General features: G+C 36.9%; 23 protein-coding genes. 5 read left to right on the forward strand and 18 right to left on the reverse strand.

Translation table 11 applies throughout. From position 1 onward, the window contains the following. From KO502_RS16835 to fabB, 4 genes are all read right to left on the reverse strand, one after another. Window positions 1–1,603 (reverse strand): FimV/HubP family polar landmark protein (locus KO502_RS16835; protein ID WP_289846798.1); only part of this gene is annotated, 1,603 nt, incomplete at its 3' end. 407 nt (window positions 1,604–2,010) lie between these two features. Next, window positions 2,011–3,030: an aspartate-semialdehyde dehydrogenase gene (locus KO502_RS16840; protein ID WP_216023739.1), complete on the reverse strand. Its 1,020-nt coding sequence runs from the start codon at window positions 3,028–3,030 to the stop codon at window positions 2,011–2,013. Between the two features lie 13 nt (window positions 3,031–3,043). Continuing rightward, window positions 3,044–4,216, reverse strand: a complete 1,173-nt coding sequence (locus tag KO502_RS16845; RefSeq protein WP_216023740.1) for a 4-phosphoerythronate dehydrogenase — start codon at window positions 4,214–4,216, stop codon at window positions 3,044–3,046. A gap of 218 nt (window positions 4,217–4,434) precedes the next feature. Further along, the gene (gene fabB / locus KO502_RS16850) at window positions 4,435–5,646 is read right to left on the reverse strand and encodes a beta-ketoacyl-ACP synthase I (protein WP_216023741.1); all 1,212 of its coding nucleotides are present in this window, start codon (window positions 5,644–5,646) and stop codon (window positions 4,435–4,437) included. Between the two features lie 309 nt (window positions 5,647–5,955). Here fabB and mnmC point away from each other — a divergent pair, with 309 nt between their 5' ends. Beyond that, window positions 5,956–8,010 carry a bifunctional tRNA (5-methylaminomethyl-2-thiouridine)(34)-methyltransferase MnmD/FAD-dependent 5-carboxymethylaminomethyl-2-thiouridine(34) oxidoreductase MnmC gene (gene mnmC / locus KO502_RS16855; protein WP_216023742.1) on the forward strand — a complete coding sequence of 685 codons (2,055 nt, stop codon included), beginning with the start codon at window positions 5,956–5,958 and terminating at the stop codon, window positions 8,008–8,010. An 84-nt stretch (window positions 8,011–8,094) separates the two neighbouring features. On the opposite strand, the gene KO502_RS16860 is transcribed toward mnmC, so the two are convergent. The 9 genes from KO502_RS16860 to KO502_RS16900 all read right to left on the reverse strand — a co-directional run bounded on the left by KO502_RS16860 (window position 8,095) and on the right by KO502_RS16900 (window position 16,190). Then, complete coding sequence (locus KO502_RS16860) at window positions 8,095–8,415, reverse strand: YfcL family protein (RefSeq protein WP_216023743.1); 321 nt, start codon at window positions 8,413–8,415, stop codon at window positions 8,095–8,097. Between the two features lie 66 nt (window positions 8,416–8,481). Next, a complete protein-coding gene (locus tag KO502_RS16865; protein ID WP_216023744.1) occupies window positions 8,482–9,651 on the reverse strand; it encodes an ATP-NAD kinase family protein in 1,170 nt (389 codons plus the stop codon). Further along, on the reverse strand, window positions 9,644–10,210 hold the full coding sequence (locus KO502_RS16870) for an elongation factor P hydroxylase (RefSeq protein WP_289846799.1): 567 nt from the start codon (window positions 10,208–10,210) through the stop codon (window positions 9,644–9,646). The genes KO502_RS16865 and KO502_RS16870 overlap by 8 nt, the downstream gene beginning before the upstream one ends. A gap of 154 nt (window positions 10,211–10,364) precedes the next feature. Beyond that, window positions 10,365–10,697, reverse strand: a complete 333-nt coding sequence (locus KO502_RS16875; RefSeq protein WP_216023746.1) for a Na+/H+ antiporter subunit G — start codon at window positions 10,695–10,697, stop codon at window positions 10,365–10,367. 10 nt (window positions 10,698–10,707) lie between these two features. Next, a complete protein-coding gene (locus tag KO502_RS16880; protein ID WP_216023747.1) occupies window positions 10,708–10,977 on the reverse strand; it encodes a K+/H+ antiporter subunit F in 270 nt (89 codons plus the stop codon). Then, complete coding sequence (locus tag KO502_RS16885; RefSeq protein WP_216023748.1) at window positions 10,971–11,507, reverse strand: Na+/H+ antiporter subunit E; 537 nt, start codon at window positions 11,505–11,507, stop codon at window positions 10,971–10,973. Before KO502_RS16885 ends, KO502_RS16880 begins: the two co-directional genes overlap by 7 nt. Beyond that, complete coding sequence (locus tag KO502_RS16890) at window positions 11,507–13,054, reverse strand: monovalent cation/H+ antiporter subunit D (RefSeq protein WP_216023749.1); 1,548 nt, start codon at window positions 13,052–13,054, stop codon at window positions 11,507–11,509. Before KO502_RS16890 ends, KO502_RS16885 begins: the two co-directional genes overlap by 1 nt. Then, on the reverse strand, window positions 13,051–13,398 hold the full coding sequence (locus KO502_RS16895; RefSeq protein WP_216023750.1) for a Na+/H+ antiporter subunit C: 348 nt from the start codon (window positions 13,396–13,398) through the stop codon (window positions 13,051–13,053). The genes KO502_RS16890 and KO502_RS16895 overlap by 4 nt, the downstream gene beginning before the upstream one ends. Then, window positions 13,398–16,190, reverse strand: a complete 2,793-nt coding sequence (locus KO502_RS16900) for a monovalent cation/H+ antiporter subunit A (RefSeq protein WP_216023751.1) — start codon at window positions 16,188–16,190, stop codon at window positions 13,398–13,400. The genes KO502_RS16895 and KO502_RS16900 overlap by 1 nt, the downstream gene beginning before the upstream one ends. Before the next feature lie 315 nt (window positions 16,191–16,505). Here KO502_RS16900 and KO502_RS16905 point away from each other — a divergent pair, with 315 nt between their 5' ends. Then, window positions 16,506–16,973: an Lrp/AsnC family transcriptional regulator gene (locus tag KO502_RS16905; protein ID WP_216023752.1), complete on the forward strand. Its 468-nt coding sequence runs from the start codon at window positions 16,506–16,508 to the stop codon at window positions 16,971–16,973. A 73-nt stretch (window positions 16,974–17,046) separates the two neighbouring features. On the opposite strand, the gene dnaJ is transcribed toward KO502_RS16905, so the two are convergent. From dnaJ to grpE, 3 genes are all read right to left on the reverse strand, one after another. Continuing rightward, entirely contained in the window at window positions 17,047–18,183 is a 1,137-nt protein-coding gene (gene dnaJ / locus KO502_RS16910) for a molecular chaperone DnaJ (protein WP_216023753.1), read from the reverse strand. A 374-nt stretch (window positions 18,184–18,557) separates the two neighbouring features. Then, window positions 18,558–20,474 (reverse strand): molecular chaperone DnaK, encoded by a 1,917-nt coding sequence (gene dnaK / locus KO502_RS16915; protein WP_216023754.1) that lies wholly within the window; start codon window positions 20,472–20,474, stop codon window positions 18,558–18,560. A 229-nt stretch (window positions 20,475–20,703) separates the two neighbouring features. Continuing rightward, the gene (grpE, locus tag KO502_RS16920) at window positions 20,704–21,348 is read right to left on the reverse strand and encodes a nucleotide exchange factor GrpE (protein ID WP_216023755.1); all 645 of its coding nucleotides are present in this window, start codon (window positions 21,346–21,348) and stop codon (window positions 20,704–20,706) included. Between the two features lie 152 nt (window positions 21,349–21,500). Between grpE and nadK the strand changes: the two genes are divergently transcribed. The 3 genes from nadK to bamE all read left to right on the forward strand — a co-directional run bounded on the left by nadK (window position 21,501) and on the right by bamE (window position 25,027). Next, the gene (gene nadK / locus KO502_RS16925; protein ID WP_216023756.1) at window positions 21,501–22,382 is read left to right on the forward strand and encodes an NAD(+) kinase; all 882 of its coding nucleotides are present in this window, start codon (window positions 21,501–21,503) and stop codon (window positions 22,380–22,382) included. Between the two features lie 271 nt (window positions 22,383–22,653). After that, the gene (recN, locus tag KO502_RS16930) at window positions 22,654–24,351 is read left to right on the forward strand and encodes a DNA repair protein RecN (protein WP_216023757.1); all 1,698 of its coding nucleotides are present in this window, start codon (window positions 22,654–22,656) and stop codon (window positions 24,349–24,351) included. A 220-nt stretch (window positions 24,352–24,571) separates the two neighbouring features. Beyond that, complete coding sequence (gene bamE, locus KO502_RS16935) at window positions 24,572–25,027, forward strand: outer membrane protein assembly factor BamE (protein ID WP_216023758.1); 456 nt, start codon at window positions 24,572–24,574, stop codon at window positions 25,025–25,027. A 259-nt stretch (window positions 25,028–25,286) separates the two neighbouring features. Here bamE and KO502_RS16940 read toward each other — a convergent pair whose 3' ends face one another. Both KO502_RS16940 and KO502_RS16945 read right to left on the reverse strand, forming a co-directional pair. Then, complete coding sequence (locus tag KO502_RS16940) at window positions 25,287–25,685, reverse strand: RnfH family protein (protein ID WP_216023759.1); 399 nt, start codon at window positions 25,683–25,685, stop codon at window positions 25,287–25,289. Between the two features lie 2 nt (window positions 25,686–25,687). Continuing rightward, window positions 25,688–26,128: a type II toxin-antitoxin system RatA family toxin gene (locus tag KO502_RS16945; RefSeq protein WP_216023760.1), complete on the reverse strand. Its 441-nt coding sequence runs from the start codon at window positions 26,126–26,128 to the stop codon at window positions 25,688–25,690. Window positions 26,129–26,222: the final 94 nt, after the last annotated feature.

Raw genomic sequence — 26,222 nt, forward strand, 5'->3', positions numbered from 1 at the left:
CATCATTTGCTGAGTCATCGTTTACTGACTCATTGCTTACTGAGTCAAGCAAGGCATCAATGTCATCTGGATCTGTTATGTCAGCTTCTGGCTCTGCTTCAGCTGGCTTAACTGTTTCAGCTGTTATTTCATCAGTATCTTCAGAGTCATCATCATTCAAGCCGTTTAAAAGATCATTTAAATCATCCTGATTTAATTCGCCGCCTTCAAGTTCTTCACTCTCTTGTTCTTCTGTTAATTCAATTTCATCATCTAAATCAGATAACAACGAATCTAAATCATCTTGACTTAATTCTCCGTTTTCAAGTTCTTCATCAACTGGATCAGCAGTTTTAACAGGTTCATCATCTAGGCCTGATAATAAAGAATTGAGTTCATCATCTTCTGCATCACTAACGTCTGGCAGTGCGCTGTCAGAATCATCATCGAGTAATATATCGTCAAGATCATCTAAGTCATCAAGATCATCTAAGTCGTCATCGTCATCTAAATGAATGACATCATCATCAACAGATAATTCATCCTCAATCGATAGATCAAGATCACCGTCAAGTGACACATCAAGTTCATCATCAAGGGATAAGTCAAGCTCATCATCCAAGGATAGATCTAAATCGTCATCAAGTGATAAATCTAATTCATCATCGGCTTTAGATTCTTTTACCGCTGTTTCAGCAGGGGCTTTAGGCGCCGACTCTTTATTCTCTAGTTCACTAAAGAAAACTTCATCAGAAGCTTGTTTTCTTCGCTTAAATAAAAAGGCTAATAACCCTAAAACAAGAGCCGCGGGTAGTGTGGCCATAAGCATAATAAACCACCATTGTGAGGTGATATCTTGCTTAGACAATTCAGCTAATTGCTTTTCTAGTAATAATTCTTTTTCTCTCGCTTCAGCTTTGGCTAATAAGGCTTGTTGCAATTTGATCATATCGTCCATTTGCAATTTGATCTCTTTGCCTTTTGCCACTTCTTCTTGCATTACGCCAAGTTTGTCGCTAAAAGTGCTCAGACGCTGACGTAAATCATCATTCTCTTTTAAAATAGTTTGTAAGCCGTCAATTGAATCGGTTATATCATTTTGAATAACTTCTAGACGTTTTTGCTGCTCACCGTCAAACTTTTGCATTTGGTCATTAATTTCAACCTTAACGCTGTCTAAATCTTCTTTTTTAACACTAGGTACTGTGGGTACGACTTTTTTTGCTTGGGCTGGTTTACTTAAAACCTTACTGGCCTTTTGAAAGTTAGCTTTAGCTTCATCGGCACTTACTGAGGTCATTTCATTAAGCGAGGGTATTTTTAAATATTGTCCTTCAACTAAGTGATTAATATTATTGTCTAAAAAACCCTGTGGGTTTTCTATATATAAGGCGTGCATTACCTGATAAATAGTTACGCGAGCATTGGGGCGTACTCGGGTTGCAATATTCCATAAAGTATCTGATGACAGTATAGGTCCGTATCTATCATAAGAAGACACATCAGTATTTTTAGGACCGAGCATGCGAATGCCACGCTCTTCTTCAGCATAGCTTGGAAAATGAACGGTTAGTATGCTGAGAATAATAGCCTGCCACAGGCACAGGCGTAATAATTTTTGCATCGGGATGTCCTAATTTATATGTCGAATTTAAGTATCTAATTTAACTGACTAATGTAAATAATGGCCTAAAAAATAGGTTTAGCGCCAAAAAAATATCATATTACTTCACTCTTTTGAGATAAAGCTTCCTATTAGATAAAATGCAATGTTTATTCCAAAAAAGCATTAACTAACAAGATAATAGCAAATTAAGCGAAGAAGTCTCGCTTTTTATACGTGTTCTATTAATGATTAGTAGTCCGTAAAGCCTGTTTACTTTAAAGCCTAATATTGATTTTAACTAGGCTGTAATTGGATAAAAAAAACTCGCCGTTATCTATATTGCTACAGTTAACGGCGAGTTTAATAAATTCTAAAATACTTTCTAAATGTTTTTAAGTATTTTATTTACCTTAAAAAAGTATCAATTAACTTAAATGATCTTTAATAAGTAATTCTGCAATTTGTACGCTATTTGTTGCCGCACCTTTACGAATGTTATCCGCAACAATCCACAAGTTGATGCCGTTTGGATGACTGATGTCTTCACGAATACGACCAACAAATGTTTCATCTTTACCGCTTGCTTCACCAATTTGCGTCGGGAAGTCAGCATCGTTTTCACATAAAACAACGCCTGGAGCGTCTTTTAATAATGCTTTAACTTCATCAACAGAAATTTGGCTACGTGTTTCAATATGTAATGCTTCAGCATGACCGAAGAAAACAGGTACACGAACAGCAGTAGGGTTAACTAATACATTTTCGTCGCCGAAGATTTTCTTTGTTTCCCACACCATTTTCATTTCTTCTTTGGTGTAACCATTATCAAGGAATACATCAATTTGCGGTATTACATTGAAAGCGATTTGACGTGAGAAGTTTACACTCTCAACTGGCTTACCTTGTAATAAATCAGCAGTTTGTTTTGCTAATTCGTCCATTGACTCTTTACCGCCACCAGAAACTGATTGATAAGTACAAACGTTAATACGATCAATACCTACAGCGTCTTGAATTGGTTTCAATGCCACTAACATTTGAATTGTAGAACAGTTAGGGTTAGCAATAATGTTACGGTTGCGGTACTCAGCTAATGCGCCTGGGTTTACTTCAGGTACAACTAATGGAATATCTTCTTCGTAACGGAACTCTGAAGTGTTATCAATAACGATACAACCAGCTTCACCTGCAATTGGTGCAAATTTAGCTGAAATAGAACCGCCAGCTGAGAAAAAGCCGATTTGAGCTTGGCTAAAGTCGAATTCATCAGCGTTAAGCACTTCAATACTTTCGCCTTTAAATTCAATAATTTCGCCAGCTGAACGAGCACTTGCTAATGGATAAAGCTTATTAATTGGGAAATCTCTTTCTTCTAAGATTTCCATAATTGTTTTGCCAACTAATCCAGTTGCGCCAAGTATACATACGTCAAATTTCTGTGCCATGATCCTCTCTCTTCTAGTTGGATTTTTTACTAAAACCTAAGCGATGTGGCACACCACTATGGTCATTGTATAATAAAGTTACTTCGACAGCTGAGAACTCCCTACGAACAGGGTAATTCTTACGTAAGCTATCAAAGCCTTGAGTAAATAATTGTTGACGAAATATAGCATCGTCTCTTCTTACATCGTAAACCATTTTAACAAGCTGGTTTAGTAGTATTTGGTCAAACTCGGCATTAACTTCTACCGCAGCAATATTCGCCGGAGGAAGAAATTTTTTCAGCTTGTGTTTAGGTTCAATACTTAACTGCTGACATAATGCCTGATAGAGCATTTCACTACCACGAGCTTTTCCTTCTAAGCTATAACCAGCAATATGTGCCGTCGCTATTTCAGTATAAGGAATTAACGCTTCAAGTACGTTTGGCTCACCTTGCCACACATCAAGTACAACCTTTAAACCATGGCCTGACTCTTTTAACGCCAATAACGCATGGTTATCAATAACATCGCCACGACAAGCACTGATCAATATTTGATCATCTCGCAATAAAGCTAAGTTATCAGCATTTAATAATTTATTTGTTGCGTGCTCTCCGCCTACCACTTTAGGTACATGTAAGGAGATAACATCACAGCTTAATATTTCAGACAACGAAACGTATTCACGTTTATCGGTATTGCTAGCTTCAGCTTGTTTTTGGGCGAGTAAAGGATCGCATATTTTATACTGAATACCTAACGCCTGTAACTTTTCACTAAGCCTTGTACCCGTGTTACCGCCACCAACAATACCAACCGTCAATTCAGACAAGTTAATTAAGTAACGCTCAGCCAAAACAACTAACGCACTTAAAACATATTCAGCAACCGATACTGCATTACAACCTGGCGCGGAATGAAAGGCTACTTTACGACTTGCAAGGTAGTCTAAATCAATATGATCTGTACCAATAGTGGCACTACCTACAAACTTCAATTTACTATTTAAATGAAGTAACTGTTCGTTCACCTGTGTTATTGAACGTACTAAAAGCACATCAGCATCAGCAACCTGCTCTGCTGTTAATGTTCTCCCAGAAAAAGGAACTAGTTCCTCAACGTTATCGCCATCGACATTCAGTTGACAGAGTTCGCTAAAAAACTCTTTAGCAAAAGGCATGTTCTCATCAAAATATATTTTCATTAAGGCTAACTTTTATCTGTAAATTTTTGGCTGCAAATATTAAAGCGCGTAATTATACCTTTATTAAGGACAATAACGCTATGCTTTAGGCAAATGATGGGTATTTAGATTGCAAATTCAGACAATAAAAAACCACATTAAAGTAATTTAATGTGGTTTTTACACTACTCATAAAGAAAAATAACTAAATGCTATTTTTCTTTAATAAATATAAGTAGTTATTTATATTTTTTCATGACTAAGGTAGCGTTTGTACCACCAAAACCGAAGCTATTAGACATAATTAAGTCTAATTCAACATCGCGCTTTTCAGTAACAATGTCTAAGCCTTGTGCTTGTTCATCTAAATTTTCAACATTAATTGATGGGGCAACAAAGCTGTTTTCCATCATCAAAATTGAGTAAATAGCTTCATGAACACCTGCAGCACCTAACGCGTGACCTGTCATAGCTTTAGTTGCACTAATTGCTGGTGAGTCTTCGCCAAATAATTCTTGAATAGCGCCTAACTCTTTAACATCGCCAACAGGTGTAGAAGTACCGTGTGTGTTTAAGTAATCAACTTTACCTTCTACACCTTGCATAGCTTGTTGCATACAACGAACTGCACCTTCACCACTTGGAGCAACCATGTCGTAACCATCAGAGGTTGCGCCATAGCCAACTAATTCAGCATAGATATGCGCGCCACGAGCAAGTGCATGTTCTAGTTCTTCAACTACAACCATACCGCCACCACCTGAGATAACAAAACCGTCACGGTCAGCATCATAAGTACGTGAAGCAAGCTCTGGTGTATCGTTACGACCCGCAGATAATGCGCCCATGCCGTCAAACATCATAGCCAATGACCAATGAACTTCTTCACCACCACCAGCAAAAACAACATCTTGTTTACCAAGTTGAATAAGCTCCATCGCATTACCAATACAATGCGCACTAGTTGCACAAGCAGAGCTAATAGAATAGTTAACACCTTTAATTTTAAATGGTGTTGCTAAACAAGCTGATACTGTACTACCCATAGTTTTAGGAACAGCATAAGGACCTACACGACGAATACCACGCTCACGTAATGTATCAGTAGAAGCTACAATATTTTCTGAAGATGCACCACCAGATCCAGCAACAATACCAGTACGAACATTTGAAATTTGTTCTTCAGTTAATTTAGCATCTTTAATCGCTTGATCCATAGCAACGTATGCATAACCTGCTGCATCACCCATAAAACGAATCGCTTTACGGTCAATATGATCTTTAGTTTCAAGTGTAGGTTTACCCCAAACTTGGCTGCGCAAGCCTTGCTCTGCGAAGCTTTCTGCACGAGATATACCTGATTTACCTGCTTTTAATGAAGCTAAAACTTCATCAGCGTTATTACCAATACTTGAGACAATACCTAAGCCTGTTATTACGACACGTTTCATTTAACTAACCATCTATAATTATAAAATTTTGCGCTATTATATCGAGGGATTGACTTTCAATCTACCGCGATAATAGCCATTAAACTGGTTAAAATTATTTACCTATTTCTTAGTAAGTTCTTAGTAAGAGTTTTACGAAGAAAACCAGCGTACACTTGTACTCTATAATAAGTGATCCACTTTAATATATCTATGACAATTTAATGAATCTTTAGAAATTTTCTGATCAAAATATATATTTTTCACGTAAAATACTACGGATATACTTCTCAGCTCTAGCAAATTCAGTGGTAGCACATAAATATTTCTATGAATGACACAGATAAATGTAACAATACCAGTCAATTATCTTATCAAAAAGATGGGGCTCCCTACTGCGAGCGCTTTGATGATATTTATTTTGATAGTGAATCAGGTTATGCACAAAGTGATTTAGTTTTTATTCAAAAAAATGACATTAAGTCACGGTTACAAAAGGTAAAAAATACATTCACCATTGCTGAAACAGGTTTTGGTACTGGCTTAAATTTTTTATTAACATTACAAGCATACCAAGCCGCACAACAAGCTTCTAATAGCCAACTGGCTCCCCTACATTTTATTAGTGTTGAGAAATATCCGTTATCAAAAGCACAATTAATAAAATCCTTATCAATATTGCCACAACTACAAGAATTCGCTTTTGCGTTAACCGAGGCTTATCCCGAAGACTTAAAGCAAATCACTCTTAATGCTGACAAACAATTTACGACCCGCTTTTTAGACGATAAAGTACAACTTACCCTAATTTTTGATGACGCTGCCAACGGTTTATCTTCTATTAAATCAACAAAAAAAGGTGTAGTTGATGCTTGGTATTTAGATGGCTTTTCACCCGCTAAAAACCCTGATATGTGGAGTGAAGCGCTTTTTGCTGAAATAGGTAGATTATCTAAAGAGCAAGCCAGTCTAACAACTTTTACTGTGGCCGGCTTGGTAAAAAGGCAATTACGAAAAATAGGCTTTCGCCTTGAAAAACAGTTAACTCATGGTAAAAAGAAAGAAATGTTTTTCGGAATTATGCAAAGTAACCCCTTAACTAACAAAGGTTATCAATTAAGACCACGAATTATAAAGCCGCAACACGTAACAATTATTGGTGGCGGTATAGCTTCAGCTTGCGCCGTTTATGCGCTAACGAAACAAGGCATAAAGGTCACCTTATATTGTAAAGACAGCACCTTAGCGCAAGGGGGGTCAAGTAATGCTATTGGCGCATTATTTCCTTTACTGCATCAACAAAGTGATGATATCAGTGCTTTTTATCAACAAGCCTTTTGGCGTGCTAGAGAATTATACGATGAAATTAACGATACAGGATTTACCTTTGAACATCAGTGGTGTGGCTTATTAGAAGTTTCGTACAAGGATGCATTAGTAAAAAGGCAATGTACTTTTGAACAACTTAATACATGGCCCAAAGAGCTTATTCATGGCGTAAATGCCAAACAAGCAACAGATCTCGCTAATATAAGCTTACCTTACGGGGGTTTATTTATGCCAAATGCAGGTTGGGTATCACCACCTGATTTAGTTAAAAAAATATTTGCAGCCGCGCAAGCAACTAACCATTTAAGAGTGTTCACCGATACCCATGTCACTAAAATTAAACAAGTAGCCAGTGCTGCTAATAATGAACATACCTGGCGTTTATCGAGCAACCAAGGAGAGTTTACTGCTGATGTTTTAGTCCTTTGCGCTGGCGCAGACTCGATTGAAATTGAGCAACTAAAAGCATTACCGATAACGCCTACCCGTGGGCAAATTACCAGTATGAAAAGCAATAGCGCGATTAACAAACTTGCTACGGTAATATGCCACAAAGGTTACCTGACCCCAGAAAGTAATGGCATTCATTGTATTGGCGCAACATTTCAAAAAAATGATACTGATATCACTACTAATGACGCCGATAATCAATATAACTTAACCACGTTAGCTAAGTGTTTACCTGATCTAGCTGAGCGTATTAATTGGCAGACTGAAGATATTTCAGCAAGTAAAGCTAGGTTGCGTTGTATGTCGCAAGATCATTTACCTTTAGTAGGCGCAGTTCCAGATATTAGTGCACATAAAGAAAGTTATAGTCATTTAGCAAAAGATAAAAATTGGAAGTACAAACAAGCAGCGCCTTGTATTGATAACTTGTATGTATTGTTAGGGCTTGGCGCCAGAGGTTTATGCTCAGCGCCTTTAGCAGCAGATATTTTAGCCGCAGATTTATGTAATACACCTTATCCGATGGATAACAATATGCTTTTTAATTTAAGTCCGAATCGATTTATTGTTCGAGATATTATAAAAAGAAAAGTTAATGTCGAATAAACCATGTAGATTGTGGTTAAGCTTTGAGTCTTATCTTAAAAATTATATTAAAGTTGCCTCAGGATTAACTTGAACTTTATATTATTAATTTTCTAGTGCTATTTTCGTTTGTAGCTGTAACCAAAAGTTAGTCACAATAGCGAAGTCTTGTGGCGATAATTCACTTTTAGCCAAGCTAATTTTTTGTGTTACTTCGGTACATAACTCAGATGAAAGCAATTGACTTTCATCACCAAAGTCAGTGGCAACTAAAGAGAAAATGCCTCGAATATACCCACCCGCAAATAGCGTATCGCTATCAGAGTCTTGATCAAATAAACCATCTAAATGCTGATATATATCTGCAGGAGTGTTTAATAGATTATTTGATGGCACTTGGGTAGGTGTAGCTGAGTTATTTGACATAGTTTTCACTTAAAAATTAATGAGCGGTTAGTATTACTTACATTCTTTACATTACTTGTGCGTATTCTACTGCGGGCTAGCAACGTGGTAAAGCACCTGATCTTTGTAACCTGTGGTTATTGCCATAAAACCTGACAATAACTGATCTAATTCGCTATCTCCCGTGTCACAAATTAATGGTTTATTCGATAACTCGGCGAGTTTAGTTTTGGTGGCAATAATTTTAATATTATCTTTACCACCTGGTTGTTGCAAAATATAACGTATTACTCTCGGGCTTAGCTGCTGATTACCACGACCGAATATATGCCCTTGCCCACCAATTAAGGTAACCACTAAGGTTACGTTGGCTTGTTCGGCAGAGTTAAGTTGCAGCCATAGTTGCGCTTCGGTCATATCATTAGCGAGCAAGCTTTGATCTTTTACTAAGTCTACTCCTAATAAAGTATTATCTAACCCTAACTCTTGCATCAAAAAGTCAGTGGTAGAGCCCGAGCCAATAATAAACAATGCTTTATCGTTATCTTGCATAATAGAAATGATATCGGCGCTAATATCTTGTAAAACTAATTCGTCAGACTCTTTACCGCCAGATTTAACCGCTTGTACATACCTTAGTTCGCTGGGGATTTGCATCTCTCCAAAACGTTTGGCTTTAACAACCCCTTGTCGAAATAATGTTTCGTCAATATCCATCACATCACCATCGGTTAAGGTGACTAATTGTTTGGTTACCATCAACTCAACCACGCGCCCTGCTGCAATAGGCGTAATGCCATAAACACCTGAATGAATTTTACAACCTGCAGGAATACCTAACACAGGTACTTGTGCTACATTACTTTGTTCGGTGTGTAAATTAACAGCTTTAGCAATATTACGTGCGGTACCGTCTCCGCCCGCAAATAAAATAATATCAACTTGTTTGGCAAGTAAAGCTTTTATCGCTTGCTCAGTATCTTCTGGCTGGGTGTCATCTGAAGTTGTTTGATAAACTAACTCAACGTTAAAGCCTAAGCTTTTCGCTGCTTGCTCTCCCATTTGCTTGTTAACGGTATAAACGGTGATTTCGTCTTTATAGGGTAATAAAATGTTTAAAGCGGTTTGCGTACGAGCATTAGCTTTTAGCTCAGCACCTAATGTTAACGCCTGGGTTAACATATCATCACTACCTTTTAAGGCTACACTACCACCAACACCAGCAATAGGATTAATAACTAAACCTAGTTTAAACATATTGTTCTTCTTTATTTATAGTTTTAGTTTTAGTTTTAGAGAAACTATCAAGTGTTAACGGTAATGGCGTATTATAAAACGCAGCTAAAGCGTTAATAAATTGTGTGGCTCTAGGTGGAAAGCCTTGTTCTAAAAAAACTTCAACTTGCTGAAATACTTTCGCTTTAAACTTTTCAGTATCGGCTTGAAAACCATCTAAATTATCGGATGAAACATTAAACTCTTTTTGCGCTGCAGCATTAAATGCCCATTCTATCGCTTGTGGAATAATTTCAACTTGTTCAAATTGTGCTTGCTGTTGTTCATTTCTGCCATCAGGCTCATACCAATAACCGTAATCTTCTAATAAGCGTCTTTTTTCGCCAGCATGACACCAGTGCGCAATTTCGTGAAAAGCACTAGCATAATAACCATGAGCAAAAACAACTTGGTGATAAGTACAATCATTACCCGCAGGAGTATATATTGGCTCATCACCGCCTTTAATTAAACGCGTATTAAAGCTTTCACTAAAACAACGATTAAACAAGGTAATAAGATCTTGATACTGATAAGTCATAAACAAGCTGGAATGTTAAAGGGTGATAAAAAAAGTGGGCTATTGTAACCAAAAATGGCGCTTGTTACAGCGCCATTTTACCTTGTTTCTTGCAAAATAGTTTATTGCAAAATATTAAAGCTACAGTTGACGCAGCAACTACTTTATTTTTGATTTAAATATCATCTTCAATATTTTGTTTTCCTTTGGTGCGTTCAATACTTTCTAATTTATGATGTATAGCTGACTTGATCATAATATAACCACTAATAGGCGCGGTAAGTAATAAAAATATTGATATAAGTATTTCTTTCACACTTAAACTATCTTGGGTAGTACTAAAGAAAACCATGGCAGCAATTAATAAAGATGCCATGCCTAATGTTGTTGCTTTAGTAGGGCCATGTAATCTCATAAAAAAATCAGGCATTTTTACTAAACCAATAGAGCCAATAAGCACAAAAGCGCCACCAATTAGCAATAATATTGAAATAATCCATTCTGACATAACACTCACCCTATTCTATAATATCGCCACGTAACAAGTATTTACATACAGCAACGGTACTTACAAAGCCTAGCATTGCGATTAGTAATGCGGCTTCAAAGTATAATTCTGTGCCCATGTTAATACCGTATAAAATAATTAAAGCGATACTATTTATGTACATGGTATCAAGGGCAAGTATTCTATCCGGTACTGATGGTCCCACTAATAAACGCCACACATTTAATAACAATGATATACCTATCATCGCAAAGACAATTAAAATCACTGTATCTAACATTGAAATATCTCCTTAAGAGGCGCTTCATAACGTGTTTTTATCGTATCAATTAATGCTTGTTCATCTTTTAAATCTAATACATGAATTAATAAAAATCGTTGTTCAAGATCTTCGTCTTTTTTAAAATCTTCTCGCCAAGGGTATACCTCCGCACTAACCGTTCCCGGTGTTAATGATACCGTACTCGCTAAGATAGTAATGGGCATGCTATGAGTTAAGTCTAAAGGTACTTTAACAAAGCCCGGCGTTAACTTTTTAGTAGGTCCAAGAATTAATACCGCTACCTGAAAGTTTGCGGTAATAATGTCATATAACACTAACAACAAGTGACGAAATGCCAGCCCATATTTAATTACTAACGGTTGCTTTGTTCTAAATGGACTAGTTGCCAAAGGAATAAAAATGGCTAAAATTGCAGCCAATAATAAATGCCCATTGGACATACTATTATTTAGAAACAACCACACCAAAAATAATAAAATACTTAATATAGGTGCAGGTAACCACTTAAACCGACTTTCTAAGCGCATTACTTACCTCCTAAAAGAATGATATTAATATTGTTATTAAAATTATGAAGATCAGTTGCCGCACCAACAGCGTATTCGCTTAATGGTCCTGCAAAAACACTCATTAAAGGTGCTCCTGCAATTAAAATAAGTAAAGCGGCTAACTGCGCTGGATGAACACCTTCTTGCTGAGCTTTTTCGGCTAACTTATGTTCAGAAATCTTATGCTTATTTGTCGTAGCTTTATGCTGCCAAAACAAAGTACTACCCGCTTTAGCTACCGCAAATAAAACAGCTAAACTCGCTAATAAATAAAGCGTCCAAAATATTACGCCATATTCAGTTTCCCAAGTTGCTTTAAGTAACCAAATTTTTGCAATAAAGCCAGACAATGGTGGCATACCTATAACCGCAACGGCAGCAATTAAAAAGCAAATACCGAGTAACATCGGTTGCGAAACCGGAGTTCCCGCGGTAATACGATCAGCCACCTTGCCGCGTTGATGCCCGATTAAATCAGCCAAAATAAATAGTGCAGCAGTAACCAGTGTAGAGTGTACTAAATAATAAATAGCCACCGAACTGGCTTCTACCGTTTGCACTGTCACTAAAGCCACTAGAGTTCCTACAGAAACAATAACTAAATTAGCGACGAGCTTTCTTAAATCTTGACTCGCTAAAACCCCTAATGCCCCCATAGCAATTGTTGCCACCGCTAACCACCACAACCAGTTTTGTGCCATATGTGTTAATTGGCCAGCTTCTTCTCCAAAAATAAAGGTATAAACTCGCATCATAGAGTAAACCCCTACCTTGGTCATAATGGCAAATAATGCCGCCACAATAGGCATTGCCGTAGCATAGGTATTAGGTAACCATAAATGTAAAGGTAACAAGGCGCCTTTTAATGCAAAAACAACAATAAGTAACAAACCACCAATTTTAGCAAGGTATACATCATCACCTTGTAATAACGCGACTTTCTGTGCCATATCGGCCATATTCAGCGTACCTAATACACCGTATAAAATGCCTAAAGCAATCAAAAATACCGCTGAGCCAACAAGGTTCATGATCACATATTGCAACGCTGCTCGTGTATTTTTTTTATCTCCACCGTGCATTAATAAAGCGTATGAGGAAATCAACAATACTTCAAAAAATACAAACAGGTTGAAAGCATCGCCTGTTAAAAAAGCACCATTGACACCAAAAATTAAAAAATGAACAAGCGGGTGAAAAAAGCTACCTTTTTCATCATCGCCAGCAGTGGCATATAACACACAAACAGCGCCAAGTAATGCTGACAAACACACCAATAACGTCGATAATGGATCGGCAACTAAAACAATACCAAACGGAGCACTCCAGTTACCAATGGCATAAACTTGCATACCGTCAGTTTGAACGCTAAACAATAAAGCTAAAGAAACAAAGAAAGTGATAAACCCTAAAGTAACCGAGGCTATTCTTCTAATGGCTTTGTTTTTACCACACGGCGGCATTAATAAAATAATACCTGTCAACATGGGTAATAACACAGGTAAAGAGGTTAAATGCTGGATCATACTCTACCCTTTTTAATATTTTCTGGAACGTGACCATTAACATGATCATTACCTAAGTCAGCTCGCCCTCTAATAGATAAAATAACCACAAAAGCCGTCATTGCAAAACCAATAACAATAGCGGTTAAAACAAAAGCTTGCGGCAATGGATCGGCATATTTGGTACTTTCACCCAATATTACCGCGCTGTTCAAACTAAGTCGCCCTGATGCAAATAAAAACAAGTTAACCGCATAAGAAAGCATGGTTAACCCTAAAACAACAGGGAATGTTCTCGACCTTAATATTAAAAACACACCACAAAAGACTAAAAGCCCCACACAGGCTGCATAGAGTAATTCCATTAAATATTTACCTCTTCTTTAGGGGTATTAGCGGTTAATTCACCAAGGCTAGCTAAAATCATTAAGGTTGCTCCAACCACTGTAATATAAACGCCTAAATCAAATAATAAGGCACTTGCCAGTTCAATTTCACCAATAAAAGGAATATCGAAATAATCAAACCATGTCGTCATAAATGGCTTATCGAAGAACCAACTGCCAATACCAGTGAATAAAGCAATAGCCAAACCTGAGCCTATAATTTTACGATAATTAATGGTTAAGCGTACTGCTATCCAATTAGAGCCGTGAGCAATATATTGCAAAATAAAAGCAATCGCGGTAATTAGACCAGCAATAAAACCACCACCTGGTAAGTTGTGTCCGCGTAAGAAAATATAAAAAGAAACTAATAACGCTAACGGTAATAACGACTGCGATATACTTGCTAATAAAACAGGGTAACGCTCTTTCGCCCAAGGTCGTCCTTCGCTATCACTACCCGGCATAAATAAAGGTAAATTACCTAACAATTTATAAATACCTAACGCAGCAATACCTAATACACAAATTTCACCCAAAGTATCAAAACCGCGGAAATCAACCAAAATAACGTTAACCACGTTTGTGCCACCGCCTCCAGTTTTTGAATTAGCGACAAAAAAGTCTGAAATAGATTCAAATGGACGAGTAATGATTGCATAACAAATACTGCCGATAACAATACCTAAAGCTGAAGAAATACCTAAGTCACGTAGAATACGCATCGAGCTAGACTCTCTCGGCGAGTGTTGCGGTAAGAAAAATAACGCGAGCATCAATAAAACAATGGTAACCACTTCAACAGTTAATTGCGTTAAGGCTAAATCTGGCGCAGAAAAACGCGTAAAAGCAACTGATACCATTAAGCCAACAACGGAAATCATCAATAAAGAAACCATACGCGTGCGATACCAAATAACCGTACTAATTGCCCCAATCATTAATAAAGCAGCACCAAGCGCATTATGTAAACCGATAGGAGTAAGCTCTTTTGCACCCACTAATTTATTCATCTCAAATAATGGCCAACCAGCAGCGAGTAATACCACCAAAAACATTAGCATTAAATAACGTTGTAACGAGCCATTTTCTATTGCGTTTATCTTTTGTTGACTCCATTTAATTAAAACATAGATAGCATTATCAAAAGATTTTTTAGCATTTACCGTCGGTAATGACGCTTGGAATAAGAATAAATAACGGCGTTGTGTATATATTAAAATACCGCCCATTACCGCAAAAGCACTCATTAATAATGGCAAATTAAAACCATGCCATAAGGCAACTTTGAACTCAGGTACATAACCGCCAAGCACTGCATGAGATGCTGAAACTAAAATATCATCAACAACAAAATTTGGAAAAATTCCGACGATTAAACACAAGGCGACTAATATTTCAATTGGCACTCGCATATAACGTGGTGGCTCATGTGGCTGTTTTGGTAAATCAATAGGGTCACCATTAAAGAACACATCATGAATAAATCGTGCAGAGTACGCTACAGAAAAAGCCGCAGCTACAGTAGCGAGCACAGGAATAACCCAAGATAAAGAGCCAAGTAATTGTTGGTGTAGTGTTTCAGCAAAAAACATCTCTTTTGACAAGAAACCATTTAACAGAGGTACACCAGCCATTGATGCTGCAGCAACCATGGCAAGAGTTGCGGTATATGGCATAAACTTCCACATGCCATTAATTTTCCGCATATCACGCGTACCTGTTTCGTGATCGATAATCCCCGTCGCCATAAATAATGAAGCTTTAAAAGTTGCGTGATTGATAATATGGAAGATAGCCGCGACAGTCGCTAAATCGGTATTTAGACCAAATAATAAAGTAATCAAACCTAAGTGACTAATTGTTGAATAAGCTAATAAGCCTTTTAAATCATGTTTAAATAATGCGACATAAGCGCCAAATAATAAGGTGGTTAAACCGGTAATACTGACAATAAAGAACCAAAGATCTGTGCCCGCTAATACAGGATAAAAACGTGCTAATAAAAAAATCCCCGCTTTTACCATAGTCGCAGAATGAAGATAAGCACTAACCGGTGTTGGCGCTGCCATCGCATGCGGCAACCAAAAGTGAAATGGAAACTGGGCTGACTTGGTGAAGGCACCAAGGAGAATTAAAATGAGGCTAACTTCGTACCACTGGCTTGCTTGAATAACTTCTTTACTAGCTAAAATAATATCCAGATTATAACTACCAACAATATTTCCTAATATCAGTAAACCCGCTAGTAAAGCTAAACCACCACCACCAGTAATGGTTAATGCCATTAATGCGCCTTTACGCGCTTCAGACTTATACCACCAATAACTAATTAACAAAAACGAGCTAATACTGGTTAGCTCCCAAAAAAACCAGAGCTGAATAACATTATTTGACATAACAATACCCAGCATTGCCGTCATAAATAACATTAAATAAGAGTAAAGCTTTGGCATGGAGTCATTTTTACTTAGGTAATAGCGTGCATAAAAGATAACTAAAATGCCAATTGCTAAAATCATAAAAACAAAGAGAAGTGCTAAGCCATCTAAACGAAAAGCAATATTAATACCTAACAACGGAAGCCAAGATATGGTTTCACGTATTTCTTCACCAGCAAATACCGCAGGAGCCATATTGACACACATGAATAAAGCGATAATAGGCATAATTAATGACAACGTAGTCGACTGATTACGCGATAATTTACCCGTCATTGAAGAAATAATACTGCCAAGTAAGGATAACAAGGGTATCCAAAGCAAAGTCATAGAGTAAACCTTTTTAATAATGTCTTAATAAAGTCGAATTAGTACGACTGTAAATGATATTTCACGTGGTGATTCATGTATTTAATAGCATATTATAACATACAAATTAGTTACAATTTTACTGTATTATTCTTTTCAATGTCTATAATTTGTAATTATACTTTACATGCGTTAAATCAATATAGATGCTGTTAGCTAGATAACAAATATAAACCAAAAGTTCATATAATTGTCAGCTTACTGTAAGACTAGTTATAACACTTCAATTTCATGTATTATTCTTATCACTACAATCGTAAAGTTTAAATTTAACCAATGAAAAAACTCGATAATATAGATCTGCAAATATTAACATTGCTATATGACGATGCCGATATAACCAACAAAGACCTTGCTGCCCAAATTGGTATTGCACCATCCACCTGCTTAGAGCGAGTAAAAAGATTAAAACAAAGCGGCGTGATAAAAGGCTCATTGATTGATGTAAACCTAAAGACTATTGGCGGTAACATTGAAGCAATAGCAGCCATTAGACTGCAACCCTACTCTGAAGAAATAGTAAACCAGTTTAGAGATGATTTACTACAATTTCCTGAAATACTTAACCTATATCACATGGGTGGTAGTTATGATTATTATATTCATATGTCGGTTAAAGATAGTGAACACTTACGTCAGTTTGTATTTGAAAAAATAACTTCACGTGATGAAGTAACTACTGTAGAAACCTCACTGGTATTTGAACATAGTCGCAGTGGTATTTTGCCTAACTTTGATGACTAAAATTCCCTCCATAAAAAAATCCCGCGTTATAAAATATAAGGCGGGATTTTAAATTTAGCCTGTCGCTTTTAAACTAGCTTTTAAGGTCGTCAAAAAACTTTTTAACGCCATCAAAGAAACCTGTTTCTTTCGGGCTATGTTTTTTGCTACTGCCAGCCATTTTTTCTTCTAACTGACGTAATAAGTCGGCTTGATCACCTGATAAGTTCACTGGCGTTTCAATCACAACTTTACACATTAAGTCACCCGTAACAGAACTACGTACTGACTTAACACCTTTACCACGTAAACGGAACATTTTACCTGTTTGCGTTTCTTTAGGTACTTTAAGCTTAACTTTGCCGCCTAAGGTTGGTACTTCAATTTCACCACCAAGTGCCGCTGTTACAAAGCTAATAGGTACTTCACAGTATAAGTGGTTTTCATCACGAACAAAGATACCATGATCACGTACACTCACTTGTACGTATAAATCACCTGCCGGTGCACCGTGCTCGCCCGCTTCACCTTCACCTGATAAACGAATTCTGTCACCGGTATCAACACCTGCAGGAATTTTAACTGATAACGTTTTAGTTTTCTCAACACGTCCTTGACCGCGACATGAAGTACACTTATCTGTGATGACTTTACCAGTGCCATTACAAGTAGGACAGGTTTGTTGAACCGCAAATAACCCCTGGCGCATTTGTACTTGGCCATGCCCATGACAAGTGCCACAAGTTTTAGCCGAAGTACCTGGTTTAGCACCTGTGCCATCACAAGGCTCACAACTAACGTAAGTTGGTACTTTAATTTCTAAACTTTTGCCTTTAACTGCATCTTCCAGTGATAAATCTACGTTATAACGTAAGTCTGAACCACGTTGTTGGCGTTGACGACCGCGACCACCACCGCCGCCAAAAATATCACCGAATATATCGCCGAAGTCTTGACCGAATCCACCGCCGCCAAAACCACCACCGCCACCACCGTGACCACCTTGTTCAAAAGCAGCATGACCATATTGGTCGTAAGCAGCACGTTTTTGATCATCTTTTAAAACTTCATAAGCTTCTTGGACTTCTTTAAAAGTTTCTTCCATCGCTTTATCGCCTTTCGTACGATCAGGATGATACTTCATTGCTAACTTTTTATAAGCTTTTTTAATTTCTTTCTCATCAGCGCTTTTTGAAACACCAAGAGATTCATAATAATCACGTTTTGACATAAATTTATTTCTTTACTTCTAGTTGATAGACTAATTTTCTTCATTTTTTTCTATTCATTTACACCGAAGATAGATGCAAAAAAAACAATAAAAAATCGAGAAAAGTAGCAGCAAGTCATTTACTCATACTTGCTAATACTTACTTATATTTAACTATGACGTCGATATGCTTTACAAACAAAAGCGCCGATAGTTCGACGCTTTACGTTAGCTAGTAAATAAGCTACGAAGATAGCTCAAGCCTTTTGCTCGTTAAGATTAAGTTATATCGCTTTAGTTCAAAGAGAAAGCACGCAGCATATAAGTATATGTGAGTACTTTCGATGAAGAAATTAAGCGATATAACAACAGCTTAGCGAGTAAAAAACTATTATCTACTTATCGTCTTTAACTTCTTCAAATTCGGCATCAACTACATCGTCAGCAGGAGCTTCTTGCTGTGCTTCACCTTCTGGTGCGCCACCTTGAGCTTGTTGCTTAGCTTGAGCAATTTCCATTAACTTAGCTGATGCTTCGATTAATGCTTGTTGCTTAGTATCAATGGCTTCTTTGTCGTCGCCTTTGATAGCTGTTTCAAGTTCAGTAATTGCTGCTTCAATTTTCTCTTTATCTTCTTCTGGTAAATCATCACCAGCTTCAGTTACTTGAGTACGAGTAGCGTGAACCATACCGTCAGCTTGGTTACGAGCAGTGACTAATTCTTCAAATTTAACATCTGCATCAGCGTTAGCTTCAGCGTCACGTACCATTTGATCTACTTCTTCATCAGATAAACCTGAAGACGCTTTAATCGTAATTTTTTGCTCTTTACCTGTATTCTTATCTTTCGCTGTAACATGTAAAATACCATCAGCATCAATATCGAAAGTTACTTCGATTTGTGGCGTACCACGTGGTGCTGGATCAATACCTTCAAGGTTGAACTGACCAAGTGACTTGTTAGCCGACGCTTGCTTACGCTCACCTTGAACAACATGAACCGTTACCGCAGCTTGGTTATCGTCAGCTGTTGAGAACGTTTGTGATTGTTTAGTTGGGATAGTGGTGTTTTTGTCGATAACTTTCGTCATCACGCCGCCCATTGTTTCAATACCTAATGATAACGGCGTAACGTCTAATAAAAGAACGTCTGTTACGTCACCAGAAAGAACACCCGCTTGAATCGCCGCACCAGAAGCTACTGCTTCATCAGGGTTAACATCTTTACGTGGTTCTTTACCGAAAAACTCAGTTACTGTCGCTTGTACTAAAGGCATACGAGTTTGACCACCAACTAAGATAACATCGTTGATGTCACTAATTGATAAGTCAGCATCTTTAAGTGCTTGTTTTAATGGCTCTAAAGTTGCTTTAACCATGTCGCCAACTAAAGATTCTAACTTAGCACGTGTTACTTTAACGTTCATGTGCTTAGGACCAGACGCATCTGCAGTGATGTAAGGTAAGTTAACATCTGTTTGTTGTGCAGAAGAAAGTTCACATTTAGCTTTTTCAGCGCCTTCTTTAAGACGTTGCATAGCTAATGGATCTTTAGTTAAGTCCATACCTGAATCTTTTTTGAATTCAGCTACAAGGTAATCGATTAAACGGTTATCGAAATCTTCACCACCTAAGTGAGTGTCACCATTGGTAGCAAGTACTTCAAATGTATGTTCGCCGTCCATTTCGTCAATTTCAATGATTGAAATATCAAATGTACCACCACCTAAATCGTAAACAGCAACAACTTTGTCACCTTGTTGCTTGTCCATACCGTAAGCAAGTGCCGCTGCCGTTGGTTCGTTGATAATACGTTTAACTTCAAGGCCAGCAATACGACCAGCATCTTTAGTTGCTTGACGTTGTGAATCGTTAAAGTAAGCAGGAACGGTAATTACCGCTTCAGTTACTGCTTCACCTAAGTAGTCTTCAGCTGTTTTCTTCATTTTTTTAAGAACTTCAGCAGAAACTTGTGGTGGAGCAACGTTTTTATCACGTGCCGTAACCCAAGCATCACCGTTGTCAGCTTTAACAATACCGAAAGGCATAATGTCTAAATCGCGTTGAACTTCTTTGTCTTCAAAACGACGACCGATTAAACGCTTAATAGCGAATAATGTATTTTTTGGGTTTGTTACAGATTGACGTTTAGCAGGTTGACCAACTAATGTTTCACCGTCTTCAGTGTAAGCGATGATTGATGGCGTTGTACGATCGCCTTCTGCGTTTTCAATTACACGTGCTTTGCCGCCATCTAAAACAGCAACACATGAGTTAGTTGTACCTAAATCTATACCAATGATTCTGCCCATTTTGGGAGCTCCTATTCAGTAGTCTCTACCTGTAATAGGTAGAGTGAAATTAATTAAATTGTTTGTTGAATAATAAGTGGGGTCTGCAATTTGCTTTTCAACTATTCACAAGAAAAAAAACAAAAAAAGTTACACTTTTATTTAACGTTTCCATTTCAAAAACAAAAAAGCCAAACAATCGTCTGACTTTTTATATGAACTGCTACCTAAAAGTAGCTGCATTAAATAATTACGCGGTAGCATCTACACTTGGCGCGGCTTTAGAAACCATTACCATTGCTGGGCGAATTAATCGACCATTAAGCTCGTAACCTTTTTGCATTACGGCAATAACCGTATTAGGCGCCACATCTGGAACTTCTTGCATAGACATTGCTTGATGAAGTTCTGGATTAAATGGTTGATCTTGAGGATCAACAGCCGTTACACCAAATTTTTCTAATGAACTAATTAAGCCTTGAAGTGTTAATTCTACACCTTCAACAATCGCTTTATTACTTTCATCATCTTTATCTATGTTTTGTAATCCACGCTCTAAGTTATCAACCGTAGTTAACATCTCGCCTGCAAATTTTTCTAACGCAAACTTACGCGCTTTTTCTACATCTTGTGCAGCACGGCGACGAATATTATCTACTTCTGCCTTAGCACGAGTTACTGAATCTTTTTGATCCGCAACAGTAGATTGAGCCGCAGCAACAGCAAGCTCTAACTCATTAATTCTTTCTTGCTCTGCACTAATAACTTCATGCGCATGCTCATGTTGCTCTTCAACTTGCTCTTCAGCCTGTTGAACAATTTCATCAGCTAATTGCTCTGCAGTTAAGTCTTGTTCGTTTACTTCTTGCTCGGTATTTTTTGACTCTGTTGTCATGGAATTTCCTTAATTTTTAACTAATGCAGATATTATGGGGCTTGTGAAATAGGATTCAACCTCGATTTAAGACATTTTATAAAAAAGTGAACTTTACAAGCGTTTAAAATACAGCGAAACTGCTACATATATTGTAATAATAAAAAATAACCATGGCTCAACTCTATAAAACCATTGGCCTTATAGGCAAACCAGATCACGATGGCGCAAGCGCGACTATTGAAATTTTACATGACTATTTATTAACAAATAACTATCCCGTAATTATCGAGCACACAGTTGCCCAATCAGTTAACCTACAAAATGTCGATACAGGTACGTTAACTGATATAGGCGAGCAAGCAGACCTTGCCATAGTAGTTGGCGGTGATGGCTATATGTTAGGCGCTGCAAGAGTGTTGGCTTGTTTTGATATTGGTGTTATTGGTGTAAACCGCGGTAATTTAGGCTTTTTAACCGACTTATCTCCAGATGATATTATTCCACCATTAGAACAAATATTAGCCGGTAAATCACGTTGTGAACAACGTTTTATCATAGAAGCCGAAGTTTACCGTCATGGAAAACTTAAAAGCAGTAACAGCGCAGTAAATGAAGCAGTACTTCATGCAGGCAAAGTGGCCAGCATGATAGAGTTTGAAGTATATATAGACGGCAGTTTTATGTTTAGCCAGCGTTCTGATGGCTTAATTGTTTCAACACCTACCGGCTCTACCGCTTATTCAATGTCTGCCGGTGGGCCAATATTAACACCTAATTTAAACGCCCTTTCACTTGTACCTATGTTTCCTCATACGTTAACAAGTCGCCCTATTGTGGTGGATGGTAATAGTGAAATTAAATTAATACTCGCTAATGACAATCAAGAAAACTTGCAAGTAAGCTGTGATGGTCATGTTATTTTAGCCGTGATGCCGGGCGATGAAGTAATTATTAAAAAGAGCGATGCCAGTATTTGTTTAATTCACCCACTTGATCACAACTACTTTACCGTATTACGGAATAAATTAAGCTGGGGTAATAAACTTTATTAATTTCACCAATCTTTATTGTCACTACCTGTATAAAAAATTATACAGGTAGTGACATCAATATTTGAGTTATAACAATTGTATCAAGCATAATTTAATCATTTCGATAAAAATAAATAGTTAAATTTATCAATCAATTAGTCAATTCCTAGTTAAAACCTAACAAATAATAAACAAATTAAGTTGAATAAAAAACAATTACTGTATAAATTAACAGTTACTGGTTTTTTATTCATATCTTAATTTTTTTGCTTAGGAATACTTAGGATTAACTATGCTACTGCAACTTAACATTCAAAACTTTGCCATTGTGCGTTCATTAGATATTGATTGGCAATCAGGCATGACCACAATTACAGGCGAAACCGGCGCTGGTAAATCTATTGCTATCGACGCTTTAGGTTTATGTTTAGGTGACAGAGCAACAACCAATGTAGTTAGACCTAACTGCAAAAAAGCTGATTTAGCCGCTACTTTTGAAATTAAAAAAAATAAACTAGCCATTGCTTGGTTAAAACAACATGAGCTTATTTCTGAGCATGATAGTGAATGTATATTACGTAGAGTTATTTCTGCAGAAGGTCGTTCAAAAGCTTACATTAACGGAAGCCAAGTCCCGTTAATACAACTTAAAGAAATAGGCCAATTATTAATTAATATTCACGGCCAACATGATCATCAACTTATTGTCAAAGCAAGCCAACAATGTCGTTTACTCGATAACTACGCCAATCATCCTGCATTATTGAACGACGTAAAACATTATGCTCAGCAATGGAGCAAGCTCAATAAAGAACTCGCGTTATTACAACAAAGTAAACAACAGCGTGAAGCTGAACAACAATTAATACAATACCAAGTTAACGAACTAGACGAATTTGCTCTACAAGCTGGAGAGTTTGCCACGTTGGAGCAAGATTATAAACGCCACAGCAACGCACAAGACTTATTAGATTCAGCATTAAATTCATTACAAAAACTGTCTGAAAACGAAAATTTTAATATTGTTGATGCATTAAGAGAATGCAGTGAAAATGTTCATTCTATTGCACGTATTGATCCACAGCTTAACAATGTGGCAAGTATACTAGCCGAAGCGTTAATTCAACTAGAAGAAGCAAGTGGCGACTTAAGTCATTATTACCAGCAGTTAGAATTAGACCCGCAAAGCTACGCATTAATTGAAGACAGATATTCTACGGCCTTACAATTAGCCAAAAAACATCAATTATCACCAGAAGGTTTAGTTGATTTTCATAGTGAATTAACGCAACAACTTGCCGCGATTAGTGGTGATGAATCACGTATCAATACAATTATCGAATCGTTAGAAACAACCAAACAACATTATTTTGATAGTGCTAATCTACTTTCTATTTCAAGACAAAAATCAGCACAGCGTTTAAGTAAGTTAATTACTAAAAGTATGCAAGAGTTGAATATGCCACACGGTCAGTTTTATATCTCAACAGATCACAGCAAATCAACTGATATTGTAAAAGCTACATGTAAGGACACTATTAATAGCAATGGTATAGATCATATTAGTTTTCAGGTTAGTATTAACCCAGGGCAAGCACTAGAAGCAATGCATAAAGTCGCCTCGGGTGGTGAGTTATCAAGAATTAGTTTAGCCATGCAAGTTATTTTGGCTGATAAAGTTATCACACCAACACTTATTTTTGATGAAGTCGATGTCGGTATAAGTGGCCCAACAGCAGCAATGGTAGGTAAAAAACTGCAACAATTAGCTAAAAATACACAAGTAATCTGTGTTACCCATTTACCGCAAGTCGCTTGTAAAGGTCATCAGCAATTATTTGTCAGTAAGACTACTGATGGTGAGTTAACAGAAACTCACGTAAGTGAACTTAGTGAATCAAATAGGGTCAAAGAAATTGCACGCTTGTTAGCTGGCGATAAAATATCTCAACACAGCCTAGCTAACGCACAAGAGCTATTAGCAAGTTAACAAGAATTATCCGACATATAACCTCGTTTAATGAAGCTAACTGACCATGACTAAAAACCTATAGTTTATCGCTGACAAATTATAGGTAACTTAGCTATGGTCATAGTTTTTTATCTTTAATAAGTTAAAATAGCTTTGATTCAGTGCTTTGCTTGGGTATCATCCCTGTTCGCACTTATAGTGCTATTTGTTTTACTACTTATTTAAGGTAATAGTTTTTATGTATTTTCGTGTTGCCATCATCATTACAGCTATGGTTTTATCTTCTTGTTCTAGTTGGGTTTTTCGTTATGATATTCCTCAAGGGAACTATCTAGATAAAGAAAGTGTTAACCAATTACAAATAGGTATGAATAAAGAACAAGTTAAATTCGTTTTAGGAAGCCCTGTACTTGTTGACTCTTTTAACAATGATACTTGGAGTTATGTATATAAATTAATATCAGGTCGAGACAAAAAGTTTGATATTAATAAAAAACTCATTCTAAAATTCTCCAATGATAAATTAATATCGGCAACTGGGGATTATGTATTACCTGAGACTTTTAATACGCCTTTTAACGCTTCTGTACCTTTAGAGTTAGCGATAGAAGATACAAATAAAGAGATGAACACCACAGAAGTTACCGATACAAACAGTCCTTCTGCAACAACAAAAAACACTGATTCTGAGTAAAGTATTTATTCATATCTGCAGCAATTAATAGGTATGCTTCATAAAGTTTAGCGGCTATATTATCGCTATATTCAGACATAAAAAAACGGCACTTAAGCCGTTTTTTTATGTCTGATATATAAGTAATCTGAACTTTGTTATACCAATTCCGATAATTAAGAGAGCTATTTTAGACGGAGATAAAATTATTAAATAACACTATAGTTAGTGCTTTTAGCCCGTATAAATGATCACTTAGTTTGTGAGATTAGTATAACCATTATTTTTTGGTATCAACTCGTAAATGGTTAACACGTCCACCTGTAGTTTTATCTGCTCGACCTTCTAACTTGGCTTTTTCAGCTCGACGTTTTCTAACATCTTTTGGATCAGCAATTAACGGCCTATAAACTTCAATTCGATCTAAATCTTCCACTATGTCAGTCAATTTAACCGTTCGATTCCAAATACCAACTTTATTCACGTCTAAATTAATCTCAGGAAATAACGTAATAATTCCTGATTCAATAATGGTTTGTTCAACCGTCGTACCTGCTGTTATAGACAAAGCTAATATTGTTTGTTTTTGTGGGGTACCGTAAACAATCTCAACAGTAATTTTATTATCATCCACCGAGGTATCAACACTATCAATAATTGTATTATTTTCAAAAGTCATAATTAAGCATTAACTCCGTAAATATCTTTTGCTCGTTGGGTAAAAACTTTCACTAAGCTATTACTAAAGTGTCCGAATACTTTACCAAACGCAAGTGAAACAAGTTTACTCGAAAACTCATACTCAAGCTCTAAACTTACTTTACACGCATCGTCAGACAAAGGTGTTAACAGCCAATAACCTTCAAGTTTTTTAAAAGGACCATCTACTAAGGAAAGGTGTATTTTCTCATTAGAGACGAGCGTATTTTTCGTCGTAAACCACTTACTTAAACCACCTTTTGAAACCAATAACGCTGCCGTTACCGATTCATCGTCCGAGCTTATAATTTTACTATCATTACAATCAGGTAAAAATTTAGGATACGATGGAATATCATTTATTAATTGGTACATTTGATCAACGCTGTGCATTACTAAAGCACTACGACTTATGGTTGGCATTTTCACTCCGTATGTCACCCAATTGAATGGGCGACATAATAGCAAAAACCTTACAAAAAGCGCATTATTCTAAGCTATTTTCTGTTAAATATGC

It is taken from the genome of Colwellia sp. E2M01, from assembly GCF_018860585.1.
Classification (GTDB): Bacteria; Pseudomonadota; Gammaproteobacteria; order Enterobacterales; family Alteromonadaceae; genus Colwellia.

Coding starts and splice junctions, on each gene's coding strand:
- KO502_RS16840 (WP_216023739.1), bottom strand. CDS start 3,030: ATGGCACAGAAATTTGACGTATGTATACTTGGCGCAACTGGATTAGTT.
- KO502_RS16845 (WP_216023740.1), bottom strand. CDS start 4,216: ATGAAAATATATTTTGATGAGAACATGCCTTTTGCTAAAGAGTTTTTT.
- fabB (WP_216023741.1), bottom strand. CDS start 5,646: ATGAAACGTGTCGTAATAACAGGCTTAGGTATTGTCTCAAGTATTGGT.
- mnmC (WP_216023742.1), top strand. CDS start 5,956: ATGAATGACACAGATAAATGTAACAATACCAGTCAATTATCTTATCAA.
- KO502_RS16860 (WP_216023743.1), bottom strand. CDS start 8,415: ATGTCAAATAACTCAGCTACACCTACCCAAGTGCCATCAAATAATCTA.
- KO502_RS16865 (WP_216023744.1), bottom strand. CDS start 9,651: ATGTTTAAACTAGGTTTAGTTATTAATCCTATTGCTGGTGTTGGTGGT.
- KO502_RS16870 (WP_289846799.1), bottom strand. CDS start 10,210: ATGACTTATCAGTATCAAGATCTTATTACCTTGTTTAATCGTTGTTTT.
- KO502_RS16875 (WP_216023746.1), bottom strand. CDS start 10,697: ATGTCAGAATGGATTATTTCAATATTATTGCTAATTGGTGGCGCTTTT.
- KO502_RS16880 (WP_216023747.1), bottom strand. CDS start 10,977: ATGTTAGATACAGTGATTTTAATTGTCTTTGCGATGATAGGTATATCA.
- KO502_RS16885 (WP_216023748.1), bottom strand. CDS start 11,507: ATGCGCTTAGAAAGTCGGTTTAAGTGGTTACCTGCACCTATATTAAGT.
- KO502_RS16890 (WP_216023749.1), bottom strand. CDS start 13,054: ATGATCCAGCATTTAACCTCTTTACCTGTGTTATTACCCATGTTGACA.
- KO502_RS16895 (WP_216023750.1), bottom strand. CDS start 13,398: ATGGAATTACTCTATGCAGCCTGTGTGGGGCTTTTAGTCTTTTGTGGT.
- KO502_RS16900 (WP_216023751.1), bottom strand. CDS start 16,190: ATGACTTTGCTTTGGATACCCTTGTTATCCTTACTTGGCAGTATTATT.
- KO502_RS16905 (WP_216023752.1), top strand. CDS start 16,506: ATGAAAAAACTCGATAATATAGATCTGCAAATATTAACATTGCTATAT.
- dnaJ (WP_216023753.1), bottom strand. CDS start 18,183: ATGTCAAAACGTGATTATTATGAATCTCTTGGTGTTTCAAAAAGCGCT.
- dnaK (WP_216023754.1), bottom strand. CDS start 20,474: ATGGGCAGAATCATTGGTATAGATTTAGGTACAACTAACTCATGTGTT.
- grpE (WP_216023755.1), bottom strand. CDS start 21,348: ATGACAACAGAGTCAAAAAATACCGAGCAAGAAGTAAACGAACAAGAC.
- nadK (WP_216023756.1), top strand. CDS start 21,501: ATGGCTCAACTCTATAAAACCATTGGCCTTATAGGCAAACCAGATCAC.
- recN (WP_216023757.1), top strand. CDS start 22,654: ATGCTACTGCAACTTAACATTCAAAACTTTGCCATTGTGCGTTCATTA.
- bamE (WP_216023758.1), top strand. CDS start 24,572: ATGTATTTTCGTGTTGCCATCATCATTACAGCTATGGTTTTATCTTCT.
- KO502_RS16940 (WP_216023759.1), bottom strand. CDS start 25,685: ATGACTTTTGAAAATAATACAATTATTGATAGTGTTGATACCTCGGTG.
- KO502_RS16945 (WP_216023760.1), bottom strand. CDS start 26,128: ATGCCAACCATAAGTCGTAGTGCTTTAGTAATGCACAGCGTTGATCAA.